The 26229-nt window shown below is 65.2% G+C and carries 25 protein-coding genes; 24 read left to right on the forward strand and 1 reads right to left on the reverse strand.

The annotated features are described in order from the left end of the window. Positions 1–45: 45 nt before the first annotated feature. The gene (locus tag ACZY0Y_RS11650) at positions 46–483 is read right to left on the reverse strand and encodes an FMN-binding protein (RefSeq protein WP_463958125.1); all 438 of its coding nucleotides are present in this window, start codon (positions 481–483) and stop codon (positions 46–48) included. Between the two features lie 186 nt (positions 484–669). On the opposite strand from ACZY0Y_RS11650, the gene argS reads away from it, so the two are divergent. The 24 genes from argS (at position 670) to ACZY0Y_RS11770 (ending at position 26224) form a co-directional block, all read left to right on the forward strand. Continuing rightward, complete coding sequence (gene argS / locus ACZY0Y_RS11655; RefSeq protein ID WP_463880075.1) at positions 670–2334, forward strand: arginine--tRNA ligase; 1665 nt, start codon at positions 670–672, stop codon at positions 2332–2334. A gap of 5 nt (positions 2335–2339) precedes the next feature. After that, positions 2340–3824 (forward strand): diaminopimelate decarboxylase, encoded by a 1485-nt coding sequence (lysA, locus tag ACZY0Y_RS11660; protein WP_463958126.1) that lies wholly within the window; start codon positions 2340–2342, stop codon positions 3822–3824. Further along, positions 3825–5165, forward strand: a complete 1341-nt coding sequence (locus tag ACZY0Y_RS11665) for a homoserine dehydrogenase (RefSeq protein ID WP_463958128.1) — start codon at positions 3825–3827, stop codon at positions 5163–5165. Then, positions 5166–6272, forward strand: a complete 1107-nt coding sequence (thrC, locus tag ACZY0Y_RS11670; RefSeq protein ID WP_463880082.1) for a threonine synthase — start codon at positions 5166–5168, stop codon at positions 6270–6272. It abuts the gene before it with no gap. Between the two features lie 2 nt (positions 6273–6274). Then, a complete protein-coding gene (gene thrB, locus ACZY0Y_RS11675; RefSeq protein WP_463958130.1) occupies positions 6275–7261 on the forward strand; it encodes a homoserine kinase in 987 nt (328 codons plus the stop codon). A gap of 328 nt (positions 7262–7589) precedes the next feature. Beyond that, positions 7590–9773, forward strand: coding sequence for a transcription termination factor Rho (gene rho / locus ACZY0Y_RS11680; RefSeq protein ID WP_463958132.1), 2184 nt, complete (start codon positions 7590–7592; stop codon positions 9771–9773). Between the two features lie 234 nt (positions 9774–10007). Continuing rightward, on the forward strand, positions 10008–11081 hold the full coding sequence (prfA, locus tag ACZY0Y_RS11685) for a peptide chain release factor 1 (RefSeq protein WP_160664832.1): 1074 nt from the start codon (positions 10008–10010) through the stop codon (positions 11079–11081). A gap of 16 nt (positions 11082–11097) precedes the next feature. Further along, the gene (gene prmC, locus ACZY0Y_RS11690; RefSeq protein ID WP_463958134.1) at positions 11098–11982 is read left to right on the forward strand and encodes a peptide chain release factor N(5)-glutamine methyltransferase; all 885 of its coding nucleotides are present in this window, start codon (positions 11098–11100) and stop codon (positions 11980–11982) included. A gap of 41 nt (positions 11983–12023) precedes the next feature. Beyond that, positions 12024–12794 (forward strand): L-threonylcarbamoyladenylate synthase, encoded by a 771-nt coding sequence (locus ACZY0Y_RS11695; protein WP_463880092.1) that lies wholly within the window; start codon positions 12024–12026, stop codon positions 12792–12794. A 1-nt stretch (position 12795) separates the two neighbouring features. After that, complete coding sequence (locus tag ACZY0Y_RS11700) at positions 12796–13704, forward strand: glycosyltransferase (RefSeq protein ID WP_463958136.1); 909 nt, start codon at positions 12796–12798, stop codon at positions 13702–13704. A 6-nt stretch (positions 13705–13710) separates the two neighbouring features. Then, positions 13711–14667, forward strand: a complete 957-nt coding sequence (locus ACZY0Y_RS11705) for a glycosyltransferase (RefSeq protein WP_463958138.1) — start codon at positions 13711–13713, stop codon at positions 14665–14667. A 174-nt stretch (positions 14668–14841) separates the two neighbouring features. Beyond that, entirely contained in the window at positions 14842–16713 is a 1872-nt protein-coding gene (locus ACZY0Y_RS11710; RefSeq protein ID WP_463958140.1) for a polysaccharide biosynthesis protein, read from the forward strand. Beyond that, positions 16710–17735: an MraY family glycosyltransferase gene (locus ACZY0Y_RS11715; protein WP_463958142.1), complete on the forward strand. Its 1026-nt coding sequence runs from the start codon at positions 16710–16712 to the stop codon at positions 17733–17735. Before ACZY0Y_RS11710 ends, ACZY0Y_RS11715 begins: the two co-directional genes overlap by 4 nt. Before the next feature lie 122 nt (positions 17736–17857). Then, positions 17858–18343 (forward strand): hypothetical protein, encoded by a 486-nt coding sequence (locus ACZY0Y_RS11720; protein ID WP_463880282.1) that lies wholly within the window; start codon positions 17858–17860, stop codon positions 18341–18343. Beyond that, complete coding sequence (locus tag ACZY0Y_RS11725; RefSeq protein WP_463880106.1) at positions 18336–18665, forward strand: hypothetical protein; 330 nt, start codon at positions 18336–18338, stop codon at positions 18663–18665. The genes ACZY0Y_RS11720 and ACZY0Y_RS11725 overlap by 8 nt, the downstream gene beginning before the upstream one ends. Positions 18666–18756: 91 nt before the next feature. Then, positions 18757–19557 (forward strand): F0F1 ATP synthase subunit A, encoded by an 801-nt coding sequence (atpB, locus tag ACZY0Y_RS11730; protein ID WP_160664846.1) that lies wholly within the window; start codon positions 18757–18759, stop codon positions 19555–19557. Between the two features lie 78 nt (positions 19558–19635). Next, on the forward strand, positions 19636–19839 hold the full coding sequence (atpE, locus tag ACZY0Y_RS11735) for an ATP synthase F0 subunit C (protein ID WP_160664848.1): 204 nt from the start codon (positions 19636–19638) through the stop codon (positions 19837–19839). 55 nt (positions 19840–19894) lie between these two features. Continuing rightward, positions 19895–20443, forward strand: a complete 549-nt coding sequence (locus tag ACZY0Y_RS11740; RefSeq protein ID WP_463880110.1) for a F0F1 ATP synthase subunit B — start codon at positions 19895–19897, stop codon at positions 20441–20443. Further along, positions 20443–21267 carry a F0F1 ATP synthase subunit delta gene (locus ACZY0Y_RS11745; protein ID WP_463880113.1) on the forward strand — a complete coding sequence of 275 codons (825 nt, stop codon included), beginning with the start codon at positions 20443–20445 and terminating at the stop codon, positions 21265–21267. Before ACZY0Y_RS11740 ends, ACZY0Y_RS11745 begins: the two co-directional genes overlap by 1 nt. An 87-nt stretch (positions 21268–21354) precedes the next feature. Further along, entirely contained in the window at positions 21355–22992 is a 1638-nt protein-coding gene (gene atpA / locus ACZY0Y_RS11750) for a F0F1 ATP synthase subunit alpha (RefSeq protein WP_463880285.1), read from the forward strand. Positions 22993–23068: 76 nt separating this feature from the next. Next, on the forward strand, positions 23069–23962 hold the full coding sequence (locus tag ACZY0Y_RS11755; RefSeq protein WP_160664853.1) for a F0F1 ATP synthase subunit gamma: 894 nt from the start codon (positions 23069–23071) through the stop codon (positions 23960–23962). A 79-nt stretch (positions 23963–24041) separates the two neighbouring features. After that, a complete protein-coding gene (gene atpD / locus ACZY0Y_RS11760) occupies positions 24042–25496 on the forward strand; it encodes a F0F1 ATP synthase subunit beta (RefSeq protein ID WP_463958144.1) in 1455 nt (484 codons plus the stop codon). 1 nt (position 25497) lies between these two features. Continuing rightward, entirely contained in the window at positions 25498–25782 is a 285-nt protein-coding gene (locus ACZY0Y_RS11765; protein ID WP_024366377.1) for a F0F1 ATP synthase subunit epsilon, read from the forward strand. A 10-nt stretch (positions 25783–25792) separates the two neighbouring features. After that, complete coding sequence (locus ACZY0Y_RS11770) at positions 25793–26224, forward strand: DUF2550 domain-containing protein (protein ID WP_463880117.1); 432 nt, start codon at positions 25793–25795, stop codon at positions 26222–26224. The last annotated feature ends 5 nt before the right edge of the window (positions 26225–26229 follow it).

Raw genomic sequence — 26229 nt, forward strand, 5'->3', positions numbered from 1 at the left:
TGTTCACGACTGTCTGGTCACGACTGGCTGTTCACGACTTGGCGTTCATGACTTGGCGTCGGACTTGATCTTGTCGACAGCCTGGTTGAAGCCGCCGCTGGTCAGCGAGGATCCGGCCACTTTGGAGACCTTGATCTCGTCGAGCCTCTTGCCCACGATCTGGGACTTGATGCCGCCGGCGAATTCACCCTGGAACTTCCTGGTGTTGGGGTTGGACGGGTGCTGGGTGATCTGGACATCGGACACTGCGCCACCGGCAAGTGTCAGGGTCACGCCCACCGTCTCAGTGCCGTTCGGCGAGACATAGTTGCCGTCCGCGCTGAAGGTGCCGTCTTTGTAAGCGGCGGTGCCCGCGGCAGCTGAGGGTGCCCCCCCGGTTGCCTGGGTGCCTGCGGCCTGCCCGGGCGCGCAACCGGCCGCGGACCCGGCCAGGGAGAGTCCGGCGATGCCGGCGACGACGCCTTTTCTGAAAGTGGAGTTCATGCAGCGGCTCGTTTCTGTAGCGGCGGTCGGAGGGGGAGCGACTGGCGGCTGTGACCCGCGGGCGGGGTCCGGAGCAGCCACTCCAATGACGACGTTGAAATCAGCGTAGTGGTTCATCCTGTGACCCGGCTGTCATGACGGACGCCAAATTCCGCCACACCGCGGGCCCCCCGGTAGGCTGGAACTGTGACCCCAGAAGAACTCTCCCTCGCCATATCCGCCTGCCTGAAGGACGCCGTCGCCGCCGGTGAAATCGGGCTTTCCGCATCCGATGTCCCGGATGAGGTGCGCGTTGAGCGGCCGAAGAACCGGGACCACGGCGACTGGGCCACCAACATTGCCCTTCAGCTGGCCAAGACCGCCGGCACCAACCCGCGGGAGTTTGCCTCCGTCCTGAGTGCCCGGCTGAAGTCCATCGACGGGGTGTCCGCCGTCGACATCGCCGGACCGGGGTTCCTGAACATCACCGTTGACGCCGCCGCCGCGGGCGCCCTGGCCAAAGCCATCGTCGAGGCGGGCCCGGACTACGGCACCAACACGGCGCTCGCAGGCCACACGGTCAACATGGAATTCGTCTCGGCCAACCCCACCGGCCCGCTGCACATCGGCCACACCCGCTGGGCCGCCCTGGGCGACGCGATCGCCCGCGTCCTCCGGGCTTCAGGTGCCCACGTCACGGCCGAGTACTACATCAATGACGCAGGCTCGCAGATGAACGTCTTCGCCAACTCCGTGCTCTCCCGGTTGCACGGCCGCGGGGTTCCCGAGGGCGGTTACCCCGGCGAGTACATCGCGGATCTCGGCCACGAGGTGCTGACCCAGCACCCGGACATCCGCGAGCTGACCGATGCCGCCGCGCTGCCGGTGATCCGCGGAGCGGCATACAAGGCACAGCTGCACGACATCAAACGCACCCTGGCAGAGTTCGGCGTCGCATTCGATGTCTACTTCTCCGAGCAGGAACTCCACGACGCCGGCGCGATCGAGGACGCCGTCGCGCGGCTCCGGGAACAGGGCCACGTGTACGACGACGGCGGCGCGGTCTGGCTGCGCACCACCGACTTCGGTGACGACAAGGACCGCGTGATGATCCGGGCGAACGGCGAGCCGACCTACTTCGCTGCCGACGCCGCCTACTACCTGTCCAAGAAGGACCGAGGCTACACCGAAAAGATCTACCTGCTCGGGGCCGACCACCACGGCTACATCAACCGGCTCAAGGCCATTGCCGCCGCCGCCGGGGATGATCCCGAGGTCAACATCGAGGTCCTGATCGGCCAGCTGGTCTCCGTCAACGGCGCCAAGCTGTCCAAGCGCGCCGGCAACATCATTGAGCTCAAGGACCTCATCTCCTGGCTGGGCAAGGACGCGGTCCGCTACTCGCTGGCGCGCTTCCCGGCCGATTCGCCGCTGACCCTGGACCCGGAACTGCTGAAGAAGCACAGCAACGAGAACCCGGTGTTCTACGTCCAGTACGCGCACGCCCGGTCCCGCGGCACGGCGCGCAACGCTGTTGCCGCCGGGGTGGAGCGCCGTGTGGACGGGAAAGACTGCTTCGAGGCATCCCTGCTGGAGCATGCGACCGAGAACGAACTGCTCTCCCACCTCGGCAGCTACCCGTCGATTGTGGCCCGGGCGGCTGAACTGCGCGAGCCGCACCGGGTGGCCCGCCACCTCGAGGTCATCGCCGGCGCCTACCACCGCTGGTACGACGCCTGCCGGGTGGCGCCGCAGGGCGACGAGCCGATCACCGATCTCAACCGCACCCGGCTGTGGCTCAACGACGCCACAAGCCAGGTGCTGGCCAACGGACTGGAACTGCTGGGCGTCTCGGCGCCGGAACGGATGTAACCGCCATGACCACAAACCCGTCCACCACTGCCGGTGCGCCCTCCCCGCTGGCGCCGGAATGGCTTGCCGTGCCCGCTGACCTCAACGCCCTGCACGAACCGATGTGGGCCGGCGGTGTCGCCCGGAACGACGCCGGCGAACTCACCATCGACGGGCTGGCAGTCAGCGAACTCCAGCGCCAGTACGGCACGCCCCTGTTTGTGCTGAGCGAGAACGACTTCCGCGCCCGGGCCCGGGCCTTCACCGATGCCTTCAATGACGCGTTCGCCGACATCTGCGGGGGAGTGGATGTCTACTACGCCGGCAAATCCTTCCTGTGCACCGCAGTGGTCCGCTGGGTGGAGGAAGAGGGGCTGCGGCTGGACACGGCCTCCGGCGGGGAACTCGCCGTTGCGGCCCGCGCCGGCATTCCCGGCGCCGACGTCGCGCTCCACGGCAACAACAAGTCTGACGCCGAGATCCACCGCGCGATGGACATGAAACTCGGCCGGATCGTGGTGGACAGCATTGCCGAGCTCGAACGCGTCGCCAGGATCGCCGAAAACCGCGGCGAAACCGCCAAGGTCATGCTGCGGCTGACCCCGGGCGTGCACGCCCACACCCATGAATTCATCGCCACCGCCCACGAGGACCAGAAGTTCGGCCTCTCCATGGCCGGGGACTCCACCGAGCAGGCCGGGCTGTCAGCGGCCGAGGAGGCCGTGGCCGCGGCGTCTGCCTACCCCGGCATTGAACTGCTGGGCCTGCACTGCCACATCGGTTCGCAGATCTTCGAGCCGGACGGCTTCGCCCTTGCCGCAGAGAAGCTGCTGGACTTCCTCGCCGCGATGCAGGCCAAGTACTCGATTGTGCTCCCCGAACTGGACCTCGGCGGTGGCTACGGCATCGCCTACACGCCCGTGGACACCCCGCGGCCGGCCGCCGAAATCGCCCAGGCGATGGCCGCCGTCGTCCGCACGAAATGCGCGGAGCTGGGCATTTCCGCCCCGCGGATTTCGATCGAACCGGGCCGGGCGATCGTCGGCAGCACCACCTTCACGCTCTACGAGGTGGGCACGTTGAAGACGGTCCGGGTCGATGCTCCGGGCGCCGGCGAAGCAGGCGGAGCCGGCAAAAACGTTACGTACCCGCGCCGGTATGTGTCAGTGGACGGCGGGATGAGCGATAACCCCCGTCCGGTGCTGTACGACGCGGATTACTCGGCAATTCTGGCCTCACGGGCGTCGGCCGCGGCCCCGCAGCTGTCCCGAGTAGTGGGCAAACATTGCGAGAGCGGCGACATAGTTGTTAGAGATGTATATCTGCCCGAGGACGTGGCAGCCGGTGATCTGCTCGCTGTACCGGGGACCGGCGCCTACTGCTGGGCCCTGTCAAGCAACTACAACTATCTGGCCCGGCCGGGCGTTGTCGCTGTGCGCGATGGATCTGCCCGGCTGATTGTCCGCGGGGAAACCGAAGAAGATCTGCTCAACCGCGACATGGGAGTCTGAATGACCGAATTGCGAACCCTGAAAGTAGCCCTGCTGGGCTGTGGCAACGTCGGGGCCCAGGTTGCGCGGATTCTCCTTGACGACGCCGACATGCTGGCATCGCGTGCCGGCGCCCACCTGGAGCTGGTCGGCATCGCCGTGCGCAACCTCGACGCCCCCCGGGAGGTCGAACTGCCGCGCGCGCTGTTCACCACCGACGCCGAGACCCTGGTCAAGGACGCGGACCTGGTGATCGAGCTGATGGGCGGCATCGAACCCGCCCGGACCCTGATCCTGACCGCCATCCGCAACGGCGCCTGCGTGGTCACCGGCAACAAGGCGCTCGTCGCCAAAGACGGCCCGACCCTGCACGAGGAAGCGGACAAGGCCGGCGTCCAGCTGTCCTACGAGGCCGCCGTCGCCGGCGCGATCCCCATCCTGCGGCCCATCCGGGACAGTCTCTCCGGGGACCGGATCACCCGGGTGCTCGGCATCGTCAACGGCACCACCAACTTCATCCTGGACCAGATGGATTCCACCGGGGCGCAGTTCGCCGACGCCCTGGCCGAGGCCCAGCGCCTTGGCTACGCGGAAGCCGACCCCACCGCCGACGTCGAGGGTTACGACGCCGCGTCCAAGGCCGCGATCCTTGCCTCCCTGTCCTTCCACACCCGTTTCTCCCTGGACGATGTGTACTGCGAAGGCATCAGCGCCGTCACTGCCGCGGACATCGCCGCAGCGAAGGACGCAGGCTTCGTCATCAAGCTGCTGGCAATCGCCGAAAAGCTGGGGGCCACAGGCACGGGAACAGGCACGGAAGGCGACGCCGGCACCGGAGTCTCCGTCCGCGTGCACCCGACCCTGCTGCCGCGCGAACACCCGCTGGCTGCCGTGCGCGGCGCGTTCAACGCCGTCTTCATCGAGGCGGAAAACGCCGGCGAGCTGATGTTCTATGGCCAGGGCGCCGGCGGCAAACCGACCGCGTCCGCCGTGATGGGCGACCTCATCTCCGCTGCCCGCAGCATCGTCCTGGGCGGCCCGGGCCGCGCTGAGACCACGACAGGCCAGGTGTCCGCACTTCCCATCACTGCCGCGGTCACCAGCTACTACATTGGACTCGACGTCGCGGACCAGCCCGGTGTGCTCGCCAAGATCGCCCGGCTCTTCGCCGAGCACGGCGTCTCCATTGAAATCATGCGGCAGACCATCCACCGCGATGCTGATTCCAACGTCGAATCGGCGGAACTCCGGATTGTCACCCACCGCGCAAGCGAGGCTGCACTGGCAGCCACCGTCGAGGCCGTCAAGGGCCTGGACGTCATCAATTCCGTTACATCCGTACTCCGGGTAGAAGGAGTCTAAGTGGCTCACCAATGGCGCGGCGTCATCCGCGAATACGCTGAACGTCTGCCCGTCACCGAGGCAACAAAGGTCATCACCCTGGGGGAGGGCGGCACCCCGCTCGTTTACGCGCAGCAGCTGTCCGCGCTCACCGGCAGTGATGTCTACCTCAAGGTCGAGGGCATGAACCCGACCGGCTCCTTCAAAGACCGCGGCATGACCATGGCCATGACGGCCGCAGTCGCCGCCGGCGCCAAGGCCGTAGTGTGCGCCTCCACGGGCAACACCTCCGCCTCCGCTGCCGCATATGCCACTGCAGCCGGCCTGAAATGCGTGGTGCTGGTGCCCGAAGGAAAGATCTCGATGGGCAAGCTGAGCCAGGCGATCGCGCACGGCGCCACCCTGCTGCAGGTCGACGGCAACTTCGACGACTGCCTCGACATCGCCCGCAAGCTGGGGGAGTCCTACCCGGTGTTCCTGGTCAACTCCGTCAACCCGGCCCGGATCGAGGGCCAGAAGACCGGAGCGTTCGAAGTGGTCGACTGGCTCGGCGACGCCCCGGACTTCCATGTGCTCCCGGTTGGCAACGCGGGCAACATCACCGCGTACTGGAAGGGCTACAAGGAATACTGCGCGCCCTTCGAGTCCGCCACCGCCGGCACACTGCCCGCAGTGTCCACCAGGACCCCGGTCATGTGGGGCTTCCAGGCCGCCGGTGCGGCACCGTTCGTCGCGGGCCACCCCATCACGGAGCCCGACACGATCGCGACCGCCATCCGGATCGGCAACCCCGCATCGTGGGACTCCGCCATCGCAGCCCGCGACGAGTCCGGCGGCGTGATCGAAGCCGTCACTGATGAGGAAATCCTGTCCGCCCACCGCTGGCTGTCCGCCCGTGAAGGCGTCTTCGTCGAACCGGGCTCCGCCGCCGGCGTGGCCGGCCTGATCAAGAAGCATGCGGCCGGCGAAGTTCCGGCCGGCAAGACGATCGTCATCACGGTCACCGGCCACGGCCTCAAGGATCCGCAGTGGGCACTCCGCACCGAGGACGGCAGCGAAGTGCAGCCCGTCAAGGTCTCCAATGACGTGGTGACCGTGGCGACGGCCCTGGGACTGGAAGAAAAGTAACCGTGGAAACCACCCTCACCGTCCCGGCCGAGTCCGCCGCCGACACGCCGGCGGTTCCGGCCGGTCAGCTCGTGACGGTCCGCGTGCCGGCGACGAGCGCGAACCTTGGCCCCGGCTACGACAGCCTCGGCCTGGCGCTGACGCTGTTCGACACCCTGACGGTGGAAACCCTGGACAGCGGCGAGCTGGAATTCGAACTCAGCGGGGAAGGTGCGGAATCCCTTCCCCGCGATGCCAGCCACCTGGTGGTCAAGGCCATCACGGAGGCGCTGCACCGCCTGGGCTTCCGGCACGACGGCCTGAGGATCACGGCAGACAATGTCAATCCGCACGGCCGCGGGCTCGGCTCCTCGGCCTGCGCCGTCGTTGCCGCGGTAACCGCCGCCAATGCCCTGGTCCCCGTAGCGTCGCGCCGGGGCAAGGACTGGGTCCTGCAGCTCACAAGCGAGATGGAAGGCCACCCGGACAACGTCGCACCGGCTATTTTCGGCGGACTGGCCTTGTCCTGGCAGGACAGTGACCAGTACAGCAGCACGTGCGCGACTGTCGCCTCCACGGTCATTCCCGTGGTCGCCGTGCCGGACTTTGAACTGTCCACCCAAGCCGCACGTGCGCTGCTGCCCGCCTCGGTGGGCCACCACGCCGCGGCCATGAACTCGGGACGTGCGGCCCTGCTGATCCTTGCGCTCACGCAGAAGCCGGAACTCCTGCTCGCCGGCACCGAGGACTACCTGCACCAGAGCTACCGCGCGGATGCGATGCGGCCCAGCGCGGACCTGATCTCGGCCCTGCGACGGGCAGGCTTCGCCGCCGTCGTCTCAGGGGCCGGCCCCACCGTGCTTGTCCTGGCCAACGGAGAGGCCCAGGCGGAAGCCGCCGCGGAGTTCATCGGCGCCTTCACGTCCGGCAACACGCCGGACGTGGGCTGGCGTGTGATGAAGCTGGCTGTGGACGTTGAAGGTGCTAAAGTGGAAGTGCACCGGCGGTAACCACGCAGGCGGTATTTCATTTACCGTTCAAAAGACCGCGATGTTGGCCTAGTTGCCTCTCTCTCATCTTTCACTGCGCAATATTTTCCGGTGCCACCTGCTTTCGGTCTGACGCAGGAATTCGCAGAAAAAAATCTCTGCACCCCTGAAAAGTCAGCCCGCCGTTCCTTCTTTGTCCGGAACGCGCCAGGCGTTGCATTATCCGGCCGTGCCGGCCAATATCCATCCGGCAAGGCCGAAATCCCGGCTGCATCTCTGAACTGCAGCCCAGATCAAATCATCGCGTCCAGCTCCTAGCCTGGACGCCGTCGAGGGGGAAGGATCCTTCGTGACCGAAACCACTGAGCTGTCTTCAGCTGTGGAAACATCATCTTCTGCTGCCGGATCGTCAACGGCAGCACCCGCCAAGAGCAGTGGCCTTGCCGGCCTCAAGCTCGCCCAGCTCCAGGCTCTTGCCAGCCAGCTGGGGATTTCCGGCGGTTCCCGGATGCGGAAGGGCGACCTTGTCTCTGCCATTTCCGCCCACCGCGCCGGTACTCCCGTGAGCAAGGCTCCGGCCCGCGCTGCTGAGAAGGCGACCGACAACGGCACCGTCTCCCAGTCCGCGGCTCCGGCTGTTGCACCGGCTGCTGCCGCCACCGAGTCCGAGGCTCCGGCCCAGGAAAACCCGCGTGCCCGTGGACGTGGCCGCAGCCGCCGCGCGGGCAGCGACGGTGTCATCACGACCCCCGCCGCCGAGGCGCCGGCCGCAGCCGCTCCGGCAGTAGAGGCCCCGGCAGCTTCCGCCGAGTCCGGCACTGCCCAGTCCGCTCCCGCCGAGGCAGTTTCTGCCGCTTCGGCTGAAGGCGGCGAACGCACCCGCCAGCCCCGCACCCGCAACCGCCGCCGCGGTGAAGCAGCCGAACAGGCCACAGCTCAGGCCACAGGTCAAGGCACTGCCCAGGGCGCAGCCCAGGCTGCACCCGCCGTCGAGGCCCCGGCCGAGCAGCGCCAGCCCGAACAGCGTTCGGAGCAGCGCGGCGATCAGCGCCAGGCCGAGCAGGGCAGCGAAGACGGCCAGCGCCGTGAGAACACCCGCACCCGTGGCGGCCGCGACGAGGCCGCGGGAAGCCGCGACACCCGCGACAACACCCGCGACGCTGACGACAGCGACGGCGGCAGCCGCCGGAACCGCCGGAACCGGCGCGACCGCAACGACCGCAATGACCGTCCGGACCGCTCCGGCGGGCAGGACAGCCGCGACAGCGCGCGCAACGACCGCTTCCGCGACCGCAACGACCGCCGTCGTGGACGCGCCCAGGGACCGGACGTCGACGACGTCGAGGTCACCGAGGACGACGTCCTGCTGCCCGTCGCCGGCATCCTGGACGTGCTGGAGAACTACGCGTTTATCCGCACCTCCGGTTACCTGCCGGGCCCGAACGACGTGTACGTGTCCCTCGCCCAGGTCAAGAAGTACAACCTGCGCAAGGGCGACGCCGTCGTCGGTGCCATCCGTGCACCGCGTGAAGGCGAGGCCCAGCAGGGAAATCAGCAGCAGCAGACCGCCCGCCAGAAGTTCAACGCCCTGGTCCGCGTCACCTCGGTCAACGGCAAGACCCCCGAGGAACTCAAGGACCGCGTTGAATTCGCGAAGCTCGTTCCGCTGTACCCCTCCGAGCGCCTGCGCCTCGAGACGGACCCCAAGAAGATCGGCCCCCGCGTCATCGACCTGGTCGCCCCGATCGGCAAGGGCCAGCGCGGCCTGATCGTTTCGCCGCCGAAGGCCGGCAAGACGCTCATCCTGCAGTCCATCGCCAACGCCATCACCACCAACAATCCTGAGGTCCACCTCATGATGGTGCTTGTTGACGAACGCCCCGAAGAAGTCACGGACATGCAGCGCACCGTCAAGGGCGAGGTCATTGCCTCCACCTTCGACCGTCCCGCCGATGACCACACCACCGTGGCCGAACTCTCCATCGAGCGTGCCAAGCGCCTCGTGGAAATGGGCATGGACGTTGTGGTCCTCCTTGACTCGATGACCCGCCTGGGCCGTGCCTACAACCTGGCAGCCCCGGCTTCCGGCCGTATCCTCTCCGGTGGCGTCGACTCCGCTGCGCTGTACCCGCCGAAGCGCTTCTTCGGTGCAGCCCGCAACATCGAAAACGGTGGCTCGCTCACCATCCTGGCCACCGCTCTCGTCGAGACCGGCTCCAAGATGGACGAGGTCATCTTCGAAGAGTTCAAGGGCACCGGCAACATGGAATTGCGCCTGTCCCGCCAGCTCGCGGACAAGCGTATCTTCCCGGCCGTGGACGTCAACGCGTCCGGTACCCGCCGTGAGGAAAACCTGCTGTCCCCCGAGGAAGTCAAGATCATGTGGAAGCTGCGCCGTGTCCTTTCCGGACTCGAAACGCAGCAGAGCCTTGAACTGCTGACCAACAAGATCCGGGAGACCCAGAGCAACGTCGAGTTCCTCATGCAGGTGCAGAAGACGACGCTTGGTGCGAAGTCCGATAACGACAAGTAGCTGCTCCAACCGCTAGATTCTGGCGGTCCCGCGCGCTAACGCCGCACGGATTTTCCGCCCCCGCCCCTCCGCCGGGTGGCTCGCGATCTCCGATCGCACGCCACCCGGCTCCGGCAGGCCCGAAGCGACTCCCGGGGCGGAAAATCCGTGCGGCTTCGTCGTTAAGTCGCCAGCCGCGGTCCAGTTTTGATGTCGTAACTAGACTTGGTTCCAAGTCGAAAGAGGTTTGTGAAAATGTTTGAGTCCGTACAGGGCCTGTTGGATGAGCATGATGCCATCCAGGCGCAGCTAGGGGATCCTGCTGTTTATGCTGACCAGAAGCTTGCCCGGAAGCTGGGGCGGCGGTCTGCCCAGCTGAACGGCATTGTCGAGGCTTACCATGCCTGGCACGGCATCCAGGATGACCTTGCCGCGGCCAAGGAAATGGCGGACGAGGACCCGGAGTTTGCTGCGGAGGTGCCTGTGCTGGAGGCTGCGCTGGAGACGGCTGCGGCCAAGCTTCGCCGTCTCCTGATCCCGCGGGACCCGGACGACGCCCGCAACGTGATCCTCGAGGTCAAGGGTGGTGAAGGCGGCGACGAGGCTGCCCTGTTCGCGGCGGACCTGCTGCGGATGTACACCCGGTACGCGGAATCCCGCGGCTGGAAGACCGAGATGATTTCCGCCAATGAATCGGACCTCGGCGGCTACAAGGACGTCCAGGTTGCCATCAAGGGCAACTCGAACGATCCGGCCGAGGGCGTCTACGCGCGGCTCAAGTTCGAGGGCGGCGTGCACCGCGTGCAGCGCGTACCCGTGACGGAATCCCAGGGCCGCATCCACACCTCGGCTGCCGGCGTGCTGGTGCTTCCGGAAGTGGACGAGCCCGAAGAACTCGAAATCAGCCAGAACGATCTCAAGATCGACGTCTACCGTTCCTCCGGCCCCGGCGGCCAGTCCGTGAACACCACCGACTCCGCCGTCCGGATCACCCACCTTCCCACCGGCATCGTGGTGGCCATGCAGAACGAGAAGTCGCAGCTGCAGAACCGTGAGGCGGGCATGCGCGTCCTGCGCGCCCGCATCCTGGCGCACCAGCAGGAACAGATCGACGCCGAGAACTCCGCCCAGCGCAAGTCGCAGATCCGCACCATGGACCGCTCGGAGCGCATCCGGACCTACAACTACCCGGAAAACCGGATCGCGGACCACCGCACCGGCTACAAGGCCTACAACCTGGACCAGGTCATGAACGGCGACCTGGAGCCGGTCATCCAGTCGGCCATCGAGATGGACGAACAGGCCCGCCTCGACGCTATCGGCGACTAGTCCGGACCGCGCTTTGATGACAGAACGAACTTCGCTGAGCCTCGCGGACGCGGTCCGCGAGGCAACTGCCGTCCTGGCCGCGGCGGGCGTCCCGAGCCCGAGGGCCGACGCTGAACTCCTCGCGGAGCACCTGCTCGGCGTCGGGCTCGGCCGGCTCCGCGCCCTGATGCTGGGGGACACCCCAGCACCGGACGGCTACGAGGAGCTCATCGCCGAGCGTGCCCAGCGTATTCCGCTGCAGCACATCACCGGTGTCGCGCACTTCCGTTACCTGGAACTGGCGGTCGGGCCGGGGGTGTTCATTCCCCGCCCGGAAACCGAATCCGTGGTGCAGCTGGTGATTGACTGGCTTGGCGACCGGAAGCGCCTGCAGGGCCTGGCGCGCCCCAAAGTCGTGGACCTTGGCACCGGTTCCGGCGCCATCGCGGGCTCGATCGCGCACGAGGTCCCCGGCGCGGAAGTCCATGCGGTGGAGTACAGCGAATTCGCCCATGCCTGGGCGGCGAAGAACTTGGCTTCCCTTGGCGTCCACCTCATCCGGGGTGATCTCCGCGACGCGCTGCCCGAACACAATGGCACCTTCGACGTCGTCGTCTCCAACCCGCCGTACATCCCCGCCGAAGCTGTCCCCAACGAACCCGAAGTGGCCCTGCACGATCCTCCCGAGGCGCTGTACGGCGGGGGAGCGGACGGCATGGAGCTGCCGACGGCGGCGGCGGCCTCCGCCGCCAGGCTGCTGGTCCCCGGCGGCTACTTCGTAATGGAACACGCCGAAGTCCAGGCCGGCTGGATCGCATCAATGCTGGAGCGCTCCGGGCTCTGGACCGGGGTGGCCACCCATCGTGACCTTAACGGCAGGGACCGGGCCACCAGCGCCGTCCTCGCCGACCCGGCTGCCTGACGGTAACCGGGCAACACTCTCTGTGATGAAAGAATAGGCCAGTGACGACTAGCTACGATTGCACGGCAGCCGGGCAACGCGCTGCAGGACTTGAACACGCCCAGCGGGCCATCCGGGAGCACAAGTGTGTGGTCTTCCCGACGGACACCGTCTACGGGATCGCCGCCGATGCGTTCTCCCCCCTCGCCGTGACCTTGTTGCTGGCCTCGAAGGGCCGCAGCCGCAAGATGCCGCCGCCCGTGCTCATCCCCAGGCTCAATGCCCTGGACGGACTGGCCACGGATGTTCCGGCCGAGGCCAGGCGCCTGGCCGAGGCATTCTGGCCCGGCGGACTCACCCTTATCCTGCACGCCCAGCCGTCCCTGGACTGGGATCTCGGCGACACCAAGGGCACCGTCGCCCTGCGGATCCCGGCCGACGACGTCGCCCAGGACCTGCTGACGCTGACCGGGCCGCTGGCCGTGTCCTCGGCGAACCGCACGGGGCAGGCGGCCGCGCAGACCGCCGCCGAGGCCGAAGCCCAGCTTGCCGAGTCCGTGGAGGTCTACCTCGAAGGCGGGCTCCGTCCGTCCGAGGGCGCCGAAGCGCTGCCGTCCACCATCGTTGATGCCACCGCCGTGCCGCTGCGGGTGGTCCGCCAGGGCGCCATCAGCCTGGAGCGGCTCCGTGAGGTCGTCCCGGATGTGCTCGGCGTCGGCGAGGAACCGGCCGCCGTCGAAACCCCGCAAACCCCTGAACAAACTGCCGACACCCCAACAGGCACCAGCCCTGAGAGCAGCGCAGCCGCCCCCGATGATTCCCCGAGGAACTGACATGCAGCCCAAAGTCGCCGTCGCGGCAGTAACCTTTGACCGCCATGAGGAACTCACCCTCCTCCTCAAGGGGCTGGCCGGACAGACTGCCCCGATCCATTCAATCGCACTCGTGGACTCGGGTACCGTCCCGGCGACCGCGGTGGTCAACGCCGGCGGGGACAACATCAACTACCTGCGCTCGGAGGCGAACCTCGGCGGCGCCGGGGGATTCGCCTACGCGATCCTGGCTGCGATGGCCAGCGGCGCGGAGTGGATCTGGATGATGGACGACGACGGCCACCCCGAGGACGCGAGCTGCCTCGCCAAGCTGCTCAAGACCGCCGAGGAGCACCAGCTGGACATCGTCAGCCCGCTGGTTGCCGCCACGGCAGACCCCAACCGGCTCTCGTTCAACTTCCGGATCAACGGACTGTTGACCAATGACCGCTCCCGGCTGGCGCCGATGGGCTACCTTCCGGACATGGTGCACTTCTTCAACGGCGCACTGATCCGCACGGAGGTCTTCTACAAGATCGGCATCCCCGACGTGAAGTTCTTCATCCGCGGCGATGAAGTCGACTTCCTGTCGCGGGTCAAGAAGGCCGGCCTCAAGTACGGCACCCTGGCCACGGTCGCGGTCCGGCACCCCGCCACCTGGACCGAAATGAAGCCGGTCTTCGGCGGCTTCATCACCCCCGTCATTCCCGAGGGCGACTTCAAACGGTACTGCTACTTCCGCAACCGCGGCTACCTCACCCGCAAGTACCGGAACCTGCGCTGGTTCGGCGCGGACATTGTCGGCTTCCCGTACTACTTCCTGAAGACCGGCGACCTCAAGGGCCTCGCGCACTGGTTCCGCGCCTACTCCACGGGTTTCCGCGGAAAGGGCTTCGGCTCGCCCGCCCAACTGATGTCCGCCAACAGCTAGGCCGGCGTGAAGAACCTGTTTGCCGTCGTCGTCACCTACAACCGTGCCGATTTCCTGCAGAACCTGCTCGAATCCTTCAGCCGCCTGACCACGAGGCCGGACCGGATCGTCGTGGTGGACAACGCCAGCAGCGACCACACCGCCGAGGTTGTCTCCCGCGCCATGGCTGCGGGCGGGCCGCCGATCCAGTACGAACGGCTGTCCTCTAATATCGGCGGCGCCGGCGGCTTCTCCCGCGGCGTCGAGCTTGCCCTCGGTGCCGGCGCCGAGTGGCTGTGGCTGATGGACGACGACGTCGAGGTGCTCCCGGGGGCGGTCGAGGCGCTGGAGAAGTTCACGCCCGACTACTCGTGCATGATCGGCCGCCGCTACGACGCCGCCGGCAAGCCGTTCTTCTGGCAGCACCATTTTGTCGAGGCACTCGGCGTTTTCCTGCCTGTTGCTGGCGATGTCTTCCGCACGTCCGACGTTTTTCCCACCAACGTGGGAAATTTCGAGGGGATGCTGATCAAGGCATCGCTGGCCCGGGACATCGGGTTGCCGGACCCCCGGTTCTTCATCACCTGGGATGACCTCATCTACGGGTGGCTGGCGGCGCAGCAGACGCCGGTGGTTTACGTGAACGCCTTTGTCATCAAGAAGGTCCGGGCCCAGCGCCAGGTGGACCTCGGCGTGCGCCACCTCAACGATTCTTCCGACCTGAGCCGCCGCTACGTGATGCGGAACCGGGGCCATGTGGCGCAGTACCTGCGTGTCCATGGCAAGTTTAACCGGCTCGGATTCGGTGCCGGGACCGCGCTGACATATTTGAAGGAAATCGTGCGCCTGGTGCTGGTTGAACGCAGCATCAAAGGGGCCGGTGCCTTGTGGCAGGGATGGCGCGAATCGCGCGGAATCCTCGCCGACCGCAGCTGGGAACCGATGCCGCCGGTGCCCGCTGCGGCGGCCCCGGAACAGGGCTGAATCAGTTAGGAATCCGGGTGAACCAGCCCCCCGGGACCCGTAAGGACCCCGGTTTCCCGCGCGGTAGCGATTAGTATCGAGGGAGACCCGGGTACTGTCCGGCCGTTGTACGGCTGGCAATTTTTGAAACAGGCGCATGGCCGCCGTGGTAGTGGAAGTCGGTTGCAATCTCTGTTGACTACGAAATCTGAAGCGCACGAACCTGGCGCACTGGACGAGAAGAAGCCTCCGATCTGGATCTGGATCCAGCTCATCCTCGACTCGATGTCGTGGGTCGTGGCGATCGTCCTGGCCCTGCTGCTGCGCTACGAAATGGGCATCCGGGAAGAACAGCTTGTCAGCGCCATGGTCATCATGGCCATTGCCATCGTGGTGCAGGCCGTGGCCGGCTATGGACTGGGACTGTACCGCGGCAGGTATCCCTTCGGCAGCTTCCAGGAGGCCAAGGCCCTCGTCATCGTCACCGTGATTGCGGCCGCCTCCATCACGGTGAGCCTGCTGGTGCTCTATGAGGCCATCGGGATCGGCCGCAGCGTCGGACTCATCGCCTTCCCGTTCGCCTGCCTCTTTATGGGAGCTGCCCGGTACGCCAAAAGGCTCTATGTCGAGGGCAAGAACCGTCCCGGCGACGGCGCCCAGAACACCCTGATCTACGGCGCCGGCTTCCTCGGCAACTCCCTGCTGACGCGCATGCTGCAGGACGCAGACTCGCCGTATTTCCCGGTTGGGCTGATCGACGACGATCCGACCAAGAAGCACCTGCGGCTCACCGGGGTCCAGGTCCTTGGCCGGGGCGACGACCTGCCGGCCATCATCCGGCGTACCCGCGCCACGGTGCTGGTGCTGGCCTTCGCCAGTGTCGAGGCTTCCGTGGTCCGGCGGATTTCCGACGCCGTCGCCGGGATGAATGTCAGGGTGCTGGTCCTGCCCCCGCTGCGGGACATGCTCGGCGGCGGCGCGCCCCAGGGCTTCTCCGATTTCCGCGATGTGGCGGTCGAGGACCTGATCGGCCGGCGCCCGGTCGACATCAAGGTCGATGAGATTGCCGGCTACATCAAGGGCAAGCGCGTCCTGGTCACAGGGGCTGGCGGCTCCATCGGTTCGGAGCTGTGCCGGCAGATCGTCCAGTTCTCTCCCGCGGAACTGATCATGCTCGACCATGACGAGACCGGCCTCCAGCACACCCAGATCTCCATCACCGGCCGGGGGCTACTCGCGGGGCGCGACACCGTGCTGGCCAGCATCCGCGACGCAGCAGCTCTCCAGGAGATCTTCGCGGACCGCCGACCTGAGGTGGTGTTCCACGCGGCAGCCCTCAAACACGCGCCGCTGCTGCAGCAGTATCCGATCGAAGCCTGGAAGACGAACGTCCTGGGCACCCTCAACGTACTGCGTGCCGCCGAGCGCACGGGCGTTTCACATTTCGTGAACATCTCCACAGACAAGGCAGCAAACCCGACGACGGCGCTGGGCCACTCCAAGCGCGTCGCCGAAAAGCTCGCCGCCTGGATGGCAGTCCACACCGGCCGGAAATTCGTCTCCGTCCGGTTCGGCAACGTGATGGGCAGCCGCGGGTCGATGCTGCCGCTCTTCACGGAACAGATCCGGGTTGGCGGTCCGGTCACGGTCACCGACCCCGAGGTCACGCGGTTCTTCATGACGATCCCGGAGGCGTGCCAGCTGGTCATCCAGGCCGGCGCGATCGGCCGCGGCGGCGAAGTCATGATCCTGGACATGGGGGAGCCGGTCAAGATCCTTGACGTCGCCCAGCGTATGATCGCGATGTCCGGCAAGAAGGTCGAGATCGTCTACACCGGGCTGCGGCCCGGCGAGAAGCTCCACGAGGAGCTCGTCGGAACCGGTGAGCTCGACGAACGGCCCCTCCACCCCAAAATTTCGCACACGCGGGCCCACGAACAGGACCCGGCCGGGCTGAACCTCGATGTCTGGCTGGCCCGCTGCGAGGCCGAACAGGGGATCGATATCGCGTCCATCCCCGACGACGAAGCCGATGAACCGGGCGAGAGCATCAGGGCAGCGTCATGATGCCCGTCCTCCTCACTGCCGGCGTCACCCTGCTCGCGAGCGTCCTGCTTCCCTTTGCCGTCAAGCCGTGGCTGGTCAAGATGGGTGTGGTCGATGTTCCGTCGGCCAGGTCCTCCCACGGCCGGACCACCATTCGCGGCATGGGGGTGGCCGTGTCGGTTGCCACCGCCGTCGGATACGTGGCCGCCGTCCTCCTGGGGGCGGTGACGGTGGACCGGTCAGTCTTCGCCGTGGTCCTTGCGGTCATCGTCGCGAGCGCGGCCGTCGGCTGGATCGAAGATCTCCGGGGTCTGTCCATCCGTGGCCGCGCCGCCGCGCAGCTGGGGATCGGTGCCGCCGGTTCCGCGGCGCTGATCGTCCTCACCGGCCAGTCCTTCTGGTGGCTGCCGCTTGCCGCGCTGGCGATTGCGGCCAACATCAACATTGCCAACTTCATGGACGGCGTCAACGGTATTTCCAGTTTCCACGGAGTCCTCGCGGGTGCCGCGTACGCGGTCGCCGGAGTGCTGGCCGACCAGCCGTGGCTCACTGCGGGAGGTGCCGTGCTGGCCATGGCCTTTCTGGGCTTCCTGCCGTGGAACCTGTCCAGGGGCTCCGTTTTCCTGGGCGACGTCGGCAGCTACCTGCTCGGCGCCTCGGTGGCGGCCCTCGCGGTGGCAGGGTTCCTGAGCGGTGTCTATGTTGAATACGTCCTCTCACCGATCCTGGTCTACGTTGCCGACACCGGCTATACCCTGCTGCGCAGGATCAACGCGGGCGAACGCTGGTACGCCTCCCACCGCGAGCACGTCTACCAGCGGCTGACCGACGTCGGCTTCTCGCACCTGCAGTCGGCCGGCACCGTCGCAGCGTGCACGGCAGCCGTGATCGTTCTTGGATTCATCGCCGCCACGGCAGCCCTGCCCACTGTGGTGCTCTGCGTCGCCGGAAGCCTCGGCGTGCTGGCGCTCTACCTGGCGTCCCCGGACCTGATCCGGCACTTCCGGCGGCGTCACAAAGTCACCCGGGCGCCCGTATCCTAGGCTGCACACCGGCACCCAGGCGCGCAACCGGCCAGCGCCGTGTTCTATCTCGTGTAGAATTCAGGTGCGGGTTGACGCCGCGACTTCTGACCAGCACCCGCACCCACGACGATTGGGATCCCATGACCTCCAACGCCGATTCCGGGCCCCTGTCCGGCAACGGACCCGTTGGTGTCTCCGGTCCCACAAAGTCCCTGTGGCTGCGCTTACTGGGGATATGTTCGGCCGTCAGCGGCGGCGCGCTGCTGCTGGTAGCCCTGGTGGCTCTGCTCATTTCCGGTACGGCCGCTGCTCTCTCCTGGATCTTCGGCGGCGCCCTTGTTGTGGCCTTCTTCGCCATCAGCCTGGTGATCGGCCACTTCGCGGGACGTAACAACCCGTCGGGCGCCATCGGTCTCTTCGCCGCAACCTACTTCATCAAGGTGGTCGGATTTGCCGTGGTGCTTTTCGCCATCGGTACCCCTGACTGGCTGTCCCGGGGCTGGTTCCTGGCAGGCGCCGTCGTGACTGTGGTCCTCTGGCAGGCGGCCGAGATCTACGGTTTCAGCACCGCGCGGCTGCAGATCTACAACGACCCCGAGACCCCGGAAGGCGGCACCGATGTTTAGCCGCAAAGAGCGCCACACGGACAAGCCCGTTACCCCTAAAAGAACCGCCGGTGCCCCCGGTGTTTCGGACAACGGACGCGACGGCGGATACAACGCCGGGATCGCCGTCTTCAGCTACATTGTTGGCGGAATCATGGTCTGGAGTTTGATAGGGTGGGGTCTGGATAATCTGTGGGGAACCCGCTGGATTGTGCTCGCAGGCGCCCTGCTTGGAGCCGCGGGAGGGTTCTATCTTTCTCATATGCACGGCCTCACCAGTTCGGGTAATTCGGCTGGCGGGGACACTGCTGCACGTGGCCCGTCCAAGGACGAGGATCAGTAATGCCAAATAATTTCACAGGGGGAAAGCCGGACAACAACGTCGACTTTCCCCGACCAACGCCCAATGATGGACACTGCAGAGAGGAAACGCGTTGATCGCGCTTGCGCTCCCGGCCCAAGATTCAGGACCTTTTACGCCTCCTGGAATTGAAGAAATGCACCTGCCGGCAATCCTGCCGTGGGGGGCGGCCGAAGGATTCTCCAAGCAGATGCTGCTGGTTATCCTTTCGGTCGTTATTATCGCCACATTCTTTCTGATGGCTGCCCGCAAGGGTCAGCTCGTCCCCGGCAGGCTGCAGTTTGCAGGTGAAGCCGCATACGGCTTCGTCCGCAACGGCATCGCCAAGGACATCATCGGCGGCAAAGACTTCATGAAGTACGTCCCGCTGCTGTTTAGCCTGTTCTTCTTCATCCTGGTGAACAACATCTACGGCGCCATTCCGGTGATCCAGCTCCCCACCTTCTCGCATGTCGGCGGCGCCTACGTGATGGCCGCGATCGTGTACGTCACCTGGATCGTCATCGGCGTCAAGAAGAACGGCCTGAAGTACTTCAAGCTGGCCACCGTGCCCACCGGAGTCCCGGGCTACATTCTTCCGATTGTGATTCCGATCGAGATCATTTCCAACTTCCTGGTCCGCCCGGTCACGCACAGCCTCCGTCTGTTCGCGACCATGCTGGCCGGCCACCTGATCGTGATGATCGCCGGTTCCGGCATTGAGTACCTGGTCACGCAGGAGAACCTCCTGCTGAAGGGCACGTCGATCCTTGTCCTTGGCGGCGCCATTGCCATGTACATGCTGGAAGCGCTGATCATGGTCCTGCAGGCCTATGTGTTTACCCTGCTGACCGCCATCTACATCGAAGGCGCACTTCACGCGGACAGCCACTAGGCACCCACAAACTTCCCCTCGTGGGATGAAGCAACCCAAACAACCTGCCGCACAGACGGCATCTTGAAAGGAAGAAATATGAACGGCAATCTCAACCTCGTAGGTTACGGTCTGTCCGCAATCGGCGGTGGTATCGGTGTTGGTCTCGTCTTCGCCGCTTACATCAACGGCGTCGCACGCCAGCCGGAAGCACAGCGTGTGCTCCAGCCGATCGCATTCCTCGGCCTCGCGCTGACTGAAGCTCTCGCCATCCTCGGCCTGGTCTTCGCGTTCGTTCTCTAGTCGTTCTTAGAACTCAGCGAACATCCAGAACCGAGTAGAAAAGGACGGGTGAATTATGAATCAGCTGATCATCTCAGCCGCCGTTGAAGGCCAGTCGCCTTTGGTTCCCAATCCCTGGGAAATGGGCGTCGTCATCGCCGGCTTTGCTGTCCTCATGTACATCGTGGTCAAGTACGTTGTCCCGATGTTCGAGAAGACCTTCGCAGAGCGTGCCGAGGCCATTGAGGGCGGCATTGCCAAAGCCGAAAAGGCCCAGGCAGAGGCTTCCGCTGCACTCGAAGAATACAAGCAGCAGCTCACTGATGCCCGTGCCGAGGCCAACCGCATCCGCGAGGAAGCACGTGCCGAAGGCGCCCAGATCCTTGCGGACCTGAAGGAGAAGGCAGCTGCAGAGTCTGCCCGCATCACGGCGCAGGCTCACGCGGCCATCCAGTCCGAGCGCCAGGCGGCCGTTGTGTCGCTCCGCGCGGAGGTTGGCACGCTGGCCACTACGCTGGCAGGCCGCATCGTTGGCGAGTCCCTCGAGGACGACGCGCGCTCGGCCCGTGTGGTTGACCGCTTCCTGGCAGATCTGGAGAACCAGAACGCAGGTGCAGCTAAGTAATGGCAGGTGTATCGAGCGAATCGCTCACCGCGGCCTTGGGGGCGCTGGAAGCCAAGCTTCCTTTCGCCTCGCTGCAGTTGGCTAAGGAACTCTTCGGAATCCTGGGAACGGTGGACAGCTCGGCTGGCTTGCGCCGCGCCCTGACTGACCCGTCCCGCAGCGGTGACGAGAAGTCGGCGCTTATCAAGCAGCTCTTCGGCGGGAAAGTCTCCGCGGACGCTGTGGAAATCACGAGCGGACTGGCCAGCTCGCGCTGGGCGTCCGCCCGGGATATCGGCGATGCACTCGAGACTCTTGCCGCTTCGGTGGTAATTGCCGTTGCTGAGAACAAGTCTGCCGTCTCTGCCTCAGGTATCAGCGGGCTGGAAGAGCTGGAGAACGATCTGTTCTCCTTCAACCAGGCTGTCGATTCCAACCACGAGGTACAGCGTGCTGTGTCCGAGCCGCAGGCGAGCCAGGCCGCAAAGGTTGTCCTCGCCGAAAAGCTGGTACCCAGTGCCAGCGAGGAAGCGAAGGTCCTTATCGGACAGGCAGTTTCGCAGCCCCGCGGCCTCAAGGTGACCAAGCTCGTCCGTCGTTTCGCGGAGCTTGCAGCCAAGCGCCAGCAGCGCTGGATTGCAACGGTCAGCGTCACCCGTCCCCTGACGGAGACGCAGACCAGCCGCCTGCAGACGGGGCTGAATGCCCTCTACGGACGCGAGCTCAAGATCAACACGAACGTTGACCCGGAACTGATCGGTGGCATCCGGATCCAGGTCGGTGACGAAGTGGTAGACGCTTCGGTCCTCGCCCGCCTGGGCCAGCTTCACCGCCAGCTTGCCTAACCAGCCGGACCAGCACAACTAAACGAAACGAAACCCCGGTCATCGTGAGCAACGATGATCACGAAAACAGGAGAGCAGGGACTGCAGATGGCCGAATTGACCATCAACGCCGACGACGTCCGTATTGCGTTGAACGAGTTCGCGGCGTCCTACGAACCCGGAAACGCAGAGCGCGTAGAGGTCGGCCGTGTAACAACCGCAGGTGACGGCATCGCCCGTGTTGAGGGCCTTCCCTCGGTCATGGCGAACGAGCTGCTTCGCTTCGAAGACGGCACGCTGGGCCTCGCCCAGAACCTCGACGTCCGCGAAATCGGCGTCATCATCCTCGGTGACTTCACCGGAATCGAAGAAGGCCAGGAAGTGCACCGCACCGGACAGGTTCTGTCCGTACCTGTGGGCGACGCCTTCCTCGGCCGCGTTGTCGACCCGCTGGGCGAGCCCATTGATGACCTCGGCGAGATCAAAGCCGAGACCACCCGTGCACTGGAACTCCAGGCGCCCGGCGTGACCCAGCGCAAGTCGGTCCACGAACCGATGCAGACCGGCCTCAAGGCTATCGACGCCATGATCCCGATCGGCCGCGGCCAGCGTCAGCTGATCATTGGTGACCGCCAGACCGGCAAGTCGGCAATCGCGATCGACACGATCATCAACCAGAAGGCCAACTGGGCTTCCGGCGATGTCAACAAGCAGGTGCGCTGCATCTATGTGGCCATCGGCCAGAAGGCTTCGACGATCGCGGCTGTCCGCCAGACCCTTGAGGACAACGGCGCACTGGAGTACACGACCATCGTGGCTTCCCCCGCGTCCGACCCCGCAGGCTTCAAGTACCTGGCACCGTACGCCGGTTCGGCGATCGGCCAGCACTGGATGTACGGCGGCAAGCACGTCCTCATCGTGTTTGACGACCTCTCCAAGCAGGCCGAGGCCTACCGTGCAGTGTCACTGCTGCTCCGCCGCCCGCCGGGACGCGAAGCCTACCCGGGCGACGTCTTCTACTTGCACTCCCGCCTGCTGGAGCGTTGTGCCAAGCTCTCCGACGAGCTCGGTGCAGGTTCGATGACCGGCCTGCCGCTCATCGAGACCAAGGCAAACGACGTCTCCGCCTACATCCCGACCAACGTGATCTCCATTACCGATGGCCAGATCTTCCTGCAGTCGGATCTCTTCAACGCCAACCAGCGTCCGGCTGTCGATGTGGGTGTCTCCGTTTCCCGCGTTGGCGGCGCCGCCCAGGTCAAGTCCATGAAGAAGGTCTCCGGTACCTTGAAGCTGGAACTGGCCCAGTACCGCGACATGCAGGCGTTCGCAATGTTCGCGTCGGACCTCGACGCCGCATCGCGGCAGCAGCTGACCCGTGGTGCGCGCCTGATGGAACTGCTCAAGCAGGGCCAGTACTCACCCTTCCCGGTTGAGAACCAGGTCGTCTCCATCTGGGCCGGCACCAACGGGTACCTCGACGACGTTCCGGTTGAGGACATCAGCCGCTTCGAGACCGAGTTCCTGGACCACCTCAAGCACAAGTCCTCCATCCTGACGACGCTGGCCCAGACCAACGTCATGAGCGATGACACTGCAGAAGCACTGAAGACCGCGATCGTGGACTTCAAGAAGGGCTTCTTCGGCGAGGGAGACAACCTCCTGGTTGGTGCGGGGCACGAAGAACACGCCCCCATCGACGAGGCACAGGTCGACCAGGAAAAAATCGTCAAGCAGAAGCGCTAGTTTCGCTGGCAGGGACTGCCGAAACCCCACCGGGTTCCGGCAGTCCCGGCCATCGGGATCTTAGGAAAGGATAAGTATGGGAGCCCAGATCCGGGTCTACCGCCAGAAGATCAGCTCGACGACGTCGATGCGCAAGATCTTCAAGGCGATGGAACTGATCGCTACCTCGCGCATCGGCAAGGCCCGAGCACGCGTAGCAGCTTCACTGCCTTACGCAAACGCCATCACGCGTGCCGTTTCTGCTGTCGCAAGCCAGAGCGAAATCGACCACCCGCTGACCACCGAGCCGGAGCAGATCCGCCGGGCCGCCGTCCTGGTTATCACCTCGGACCGTGGCCTTGCAGGTTCGTACTCCGCGAGCGTGCTCAAGCAGGCGGAAGGCCTCAACGAGCTGCTCGTCGAGGAGGGCAAGGAAGTCAAGATGTACCTGGTCGGCCGCAAGGCGCAGGCATACTTCGACTTCCGGAACCGTCCTTACGGGCGTGTCTGGACCGGCGGCACGGATGCGCCGGAGTTTGCCACGGCACAGGAAATCGGCGAGGCATTGCTGGCTGACTTTGCGACGGACTACGCAGAGGGAGGCGTCGACGAAATCCACGTCGTCTACACCCGCTTCAAGTCCATGGTCACGCAGGAGCCGACGGTTGTCCGTCTTCTCCCGCTTGAGGTTGTCGAAGAGCAGGCGGCGTCCGAATCGGACCTCCTGCCGCTCTACGAATTCGAGCCGGAAACGGAGCAGGTTCTCGACGCTCTGCTGCCGCGCTACATCGAATCACGTATCTTCGCCGCGATGCTGCAGGCAGCAGCTTCGGAGCTTGCTGCCCGCCAGCGGGCAATGAAGTCCGCCGGCGACAATGCCACGGATCTCATCAAGAAGTTCACGCGTCTGCGCAACACTGCCCGCCAGGCTGAAATTACGCAGGAGCTTTCCGAAATCGTGGCCGGTGCCGACGCGTTGAACGCGTCCTAGCCTCCCGGGCTTGGATCCAGCTGTACCTGCACCAAAGTAAACTTAACCCCAACGCCATCTACTGAGTGAAGTGAGAGAGATGACTGCCACTGCTACCGAACACGTAGCCGCGACGACCGGTGCTACCGGCCGTATTGCACGTGTTATTGGCCCGGTTGTCGACGTCGAATTCCCGGCTGACGCAATCCCCTCGATTTACAACGCACTCACCACCGAGATTACTCTCAACGGTGAGACCAAGACGATCACGTTCGAGGTTGCCCTGCACCTCGGCGACAACGTCATTCGCGCCATCTCCCTGCAGGCGACCGACGGACTTGTCCGCGGTACCGCTGTGGTGGACTCGGGTGCCCCCATCTCCGTTCCTGTCGGCGACGTCGTCAAGGGACACATCTTCAACGTCCTCGGACAGCCGCTGGACGTGGCTGAGTCGGAACTCGAGATCACCGAGCGCTGGCCCATCCACCGCAAGGCTCCCGCCTTCGCGACGCTTGAGGGTTCCACCGAGATGATGGAAACCGGCATCAAGGTCATCGACCTTCTCACCCCGTACATCAAGGGTGGCAAGATCGGCCTGTTCGGTGGTGCCGGCGTCGGCAAGACCGTGCTGATCCAGGAAATGATCACCCGTGTTGCCCGCAACTTCGGTGGCACCTCGGTGTTCGCCGGTGTCGGCGAGCGTACCCGTGAAGGCAACGACCTCTGGGTTGAAATGGAAGAGGCCGGCGTCCTCAAGGACACCGCCCTTGTCTTCGGCCAGATGGATGAGCCGCCGGGAACGCGGTTGAGGGTCGCCCTGTCTGCGCTCACAATGGCGGAGTACTTCCGCGATGTGCAGAACCAGGACGTGCTGCTCTTCATCGACAACATCTTCCGCTTCACCCAGGCAGGCTCCGAGGTTTCCACCCTCCTCGGCCGCATGCCGTCGGCCGTGGGCTACCAGCCCAACCTGGCAGACGAGATGGGCCTCCTCCAGGAGCGCATCACGTCCACCAAGGGCCACTCGATCACCTCGATGCAGGCCATCTACGTTCCCGCAGATGACTACACCGACCCGGCCCCGGCCACGACCTTCGCACACCTCGACGCGACCACGGAACTTTCCCGTGAAATCGCTTCCCGTGGTCTGTACCCGGCCGTTGACCCGCTGACGTCGACGTCCCGCATCCTGGATCCGCAGTACATCGGTCTGGCCCACTACAACACGGCCGTCCGCGTCAAGCAGATCCTGCAGAAGAACAAGGAACTCCAGGACATCATCGCCATCCTTGGCGTTGACGAGCTCTCTGAAGAGGACAAGATCGTCGTGTCGCGTGCACGCCGTATCCAGCAGTTCCTCTCGCAGAACACCTACACCGCCAAGCAGTTCACCGGCGTCGAAGGCTCAACGGTCTCCATCAAGGACACCATTGAAGGCTTCACCGCGATCTGCGACGGCGAGCTGGACCACATTGCAGAGCAGGCGTTCTTCAACGTCGGCGGCCTGGATGACGTCGAGCGCCAGTGGGCCAAGATCCAGGAACAGACCAAGTAATATGGCTGAGCTTGAGGTTGAGATTGTCGCAGCGGACCACTTCGTGTGGTCCGGAGCGGCCACGATGGTCAAGGCCCGCACCAGCGATGGTGAAATCGGAATCCTGCCCGGCCACTCGCCCCTGCTGGCGATTCTGGCCGAAGGTGAGCTGGCCATCCAGCCGGTCTCCGGGGACCGTATTGCAGTAGTCGTCGACGGCGGGTTCTTCTCCGTCGACAACAACCGGGTCGTCATTGTTGCTGACAACGCCCAAATGGGCGACGCGGCTACTGCGGGGATCCGCTAGCACGACCTTGATGAACGATACAGTTTTTCCGTTCATCGTCCTGGCAACGGTCTTTGCGTTGCTGGTATTTGCACTGTGCCTTTCCGGGGTGCGCCGCTTCAATCTGCGGCGCGCCCTGGGCACGGTGGACGCCTCCATTTGCACGGCTGGAAACAGCTGGCAGATGGGGGTTTGTCGTTATCAGGACAACGACCTCGAGTGGTTCCGCCTTGCCTCGCTGAGCATGCGGCCGAAGCACACCTTCCGCCGCAGTTCGCTTGAGCTGATCGGCCGGCGCAAACCCACTGAATCCGAGCTCGTCAAAGTCCAGCCCGAGGCCGTGATCGTCGAGCTCCGGTACGAGGGGCAGGACGTCCTGCTCGCTATGAGGTTCGACGCCTATACCGGACTTTCCTCCTGGCTGGAGGCCGGGCCGGTCATCGGCGTCGGCACCTGGCGCTAGCCCCG

Source organism: Pseudarthrobacter kochi (assembly GCF_055412805.1).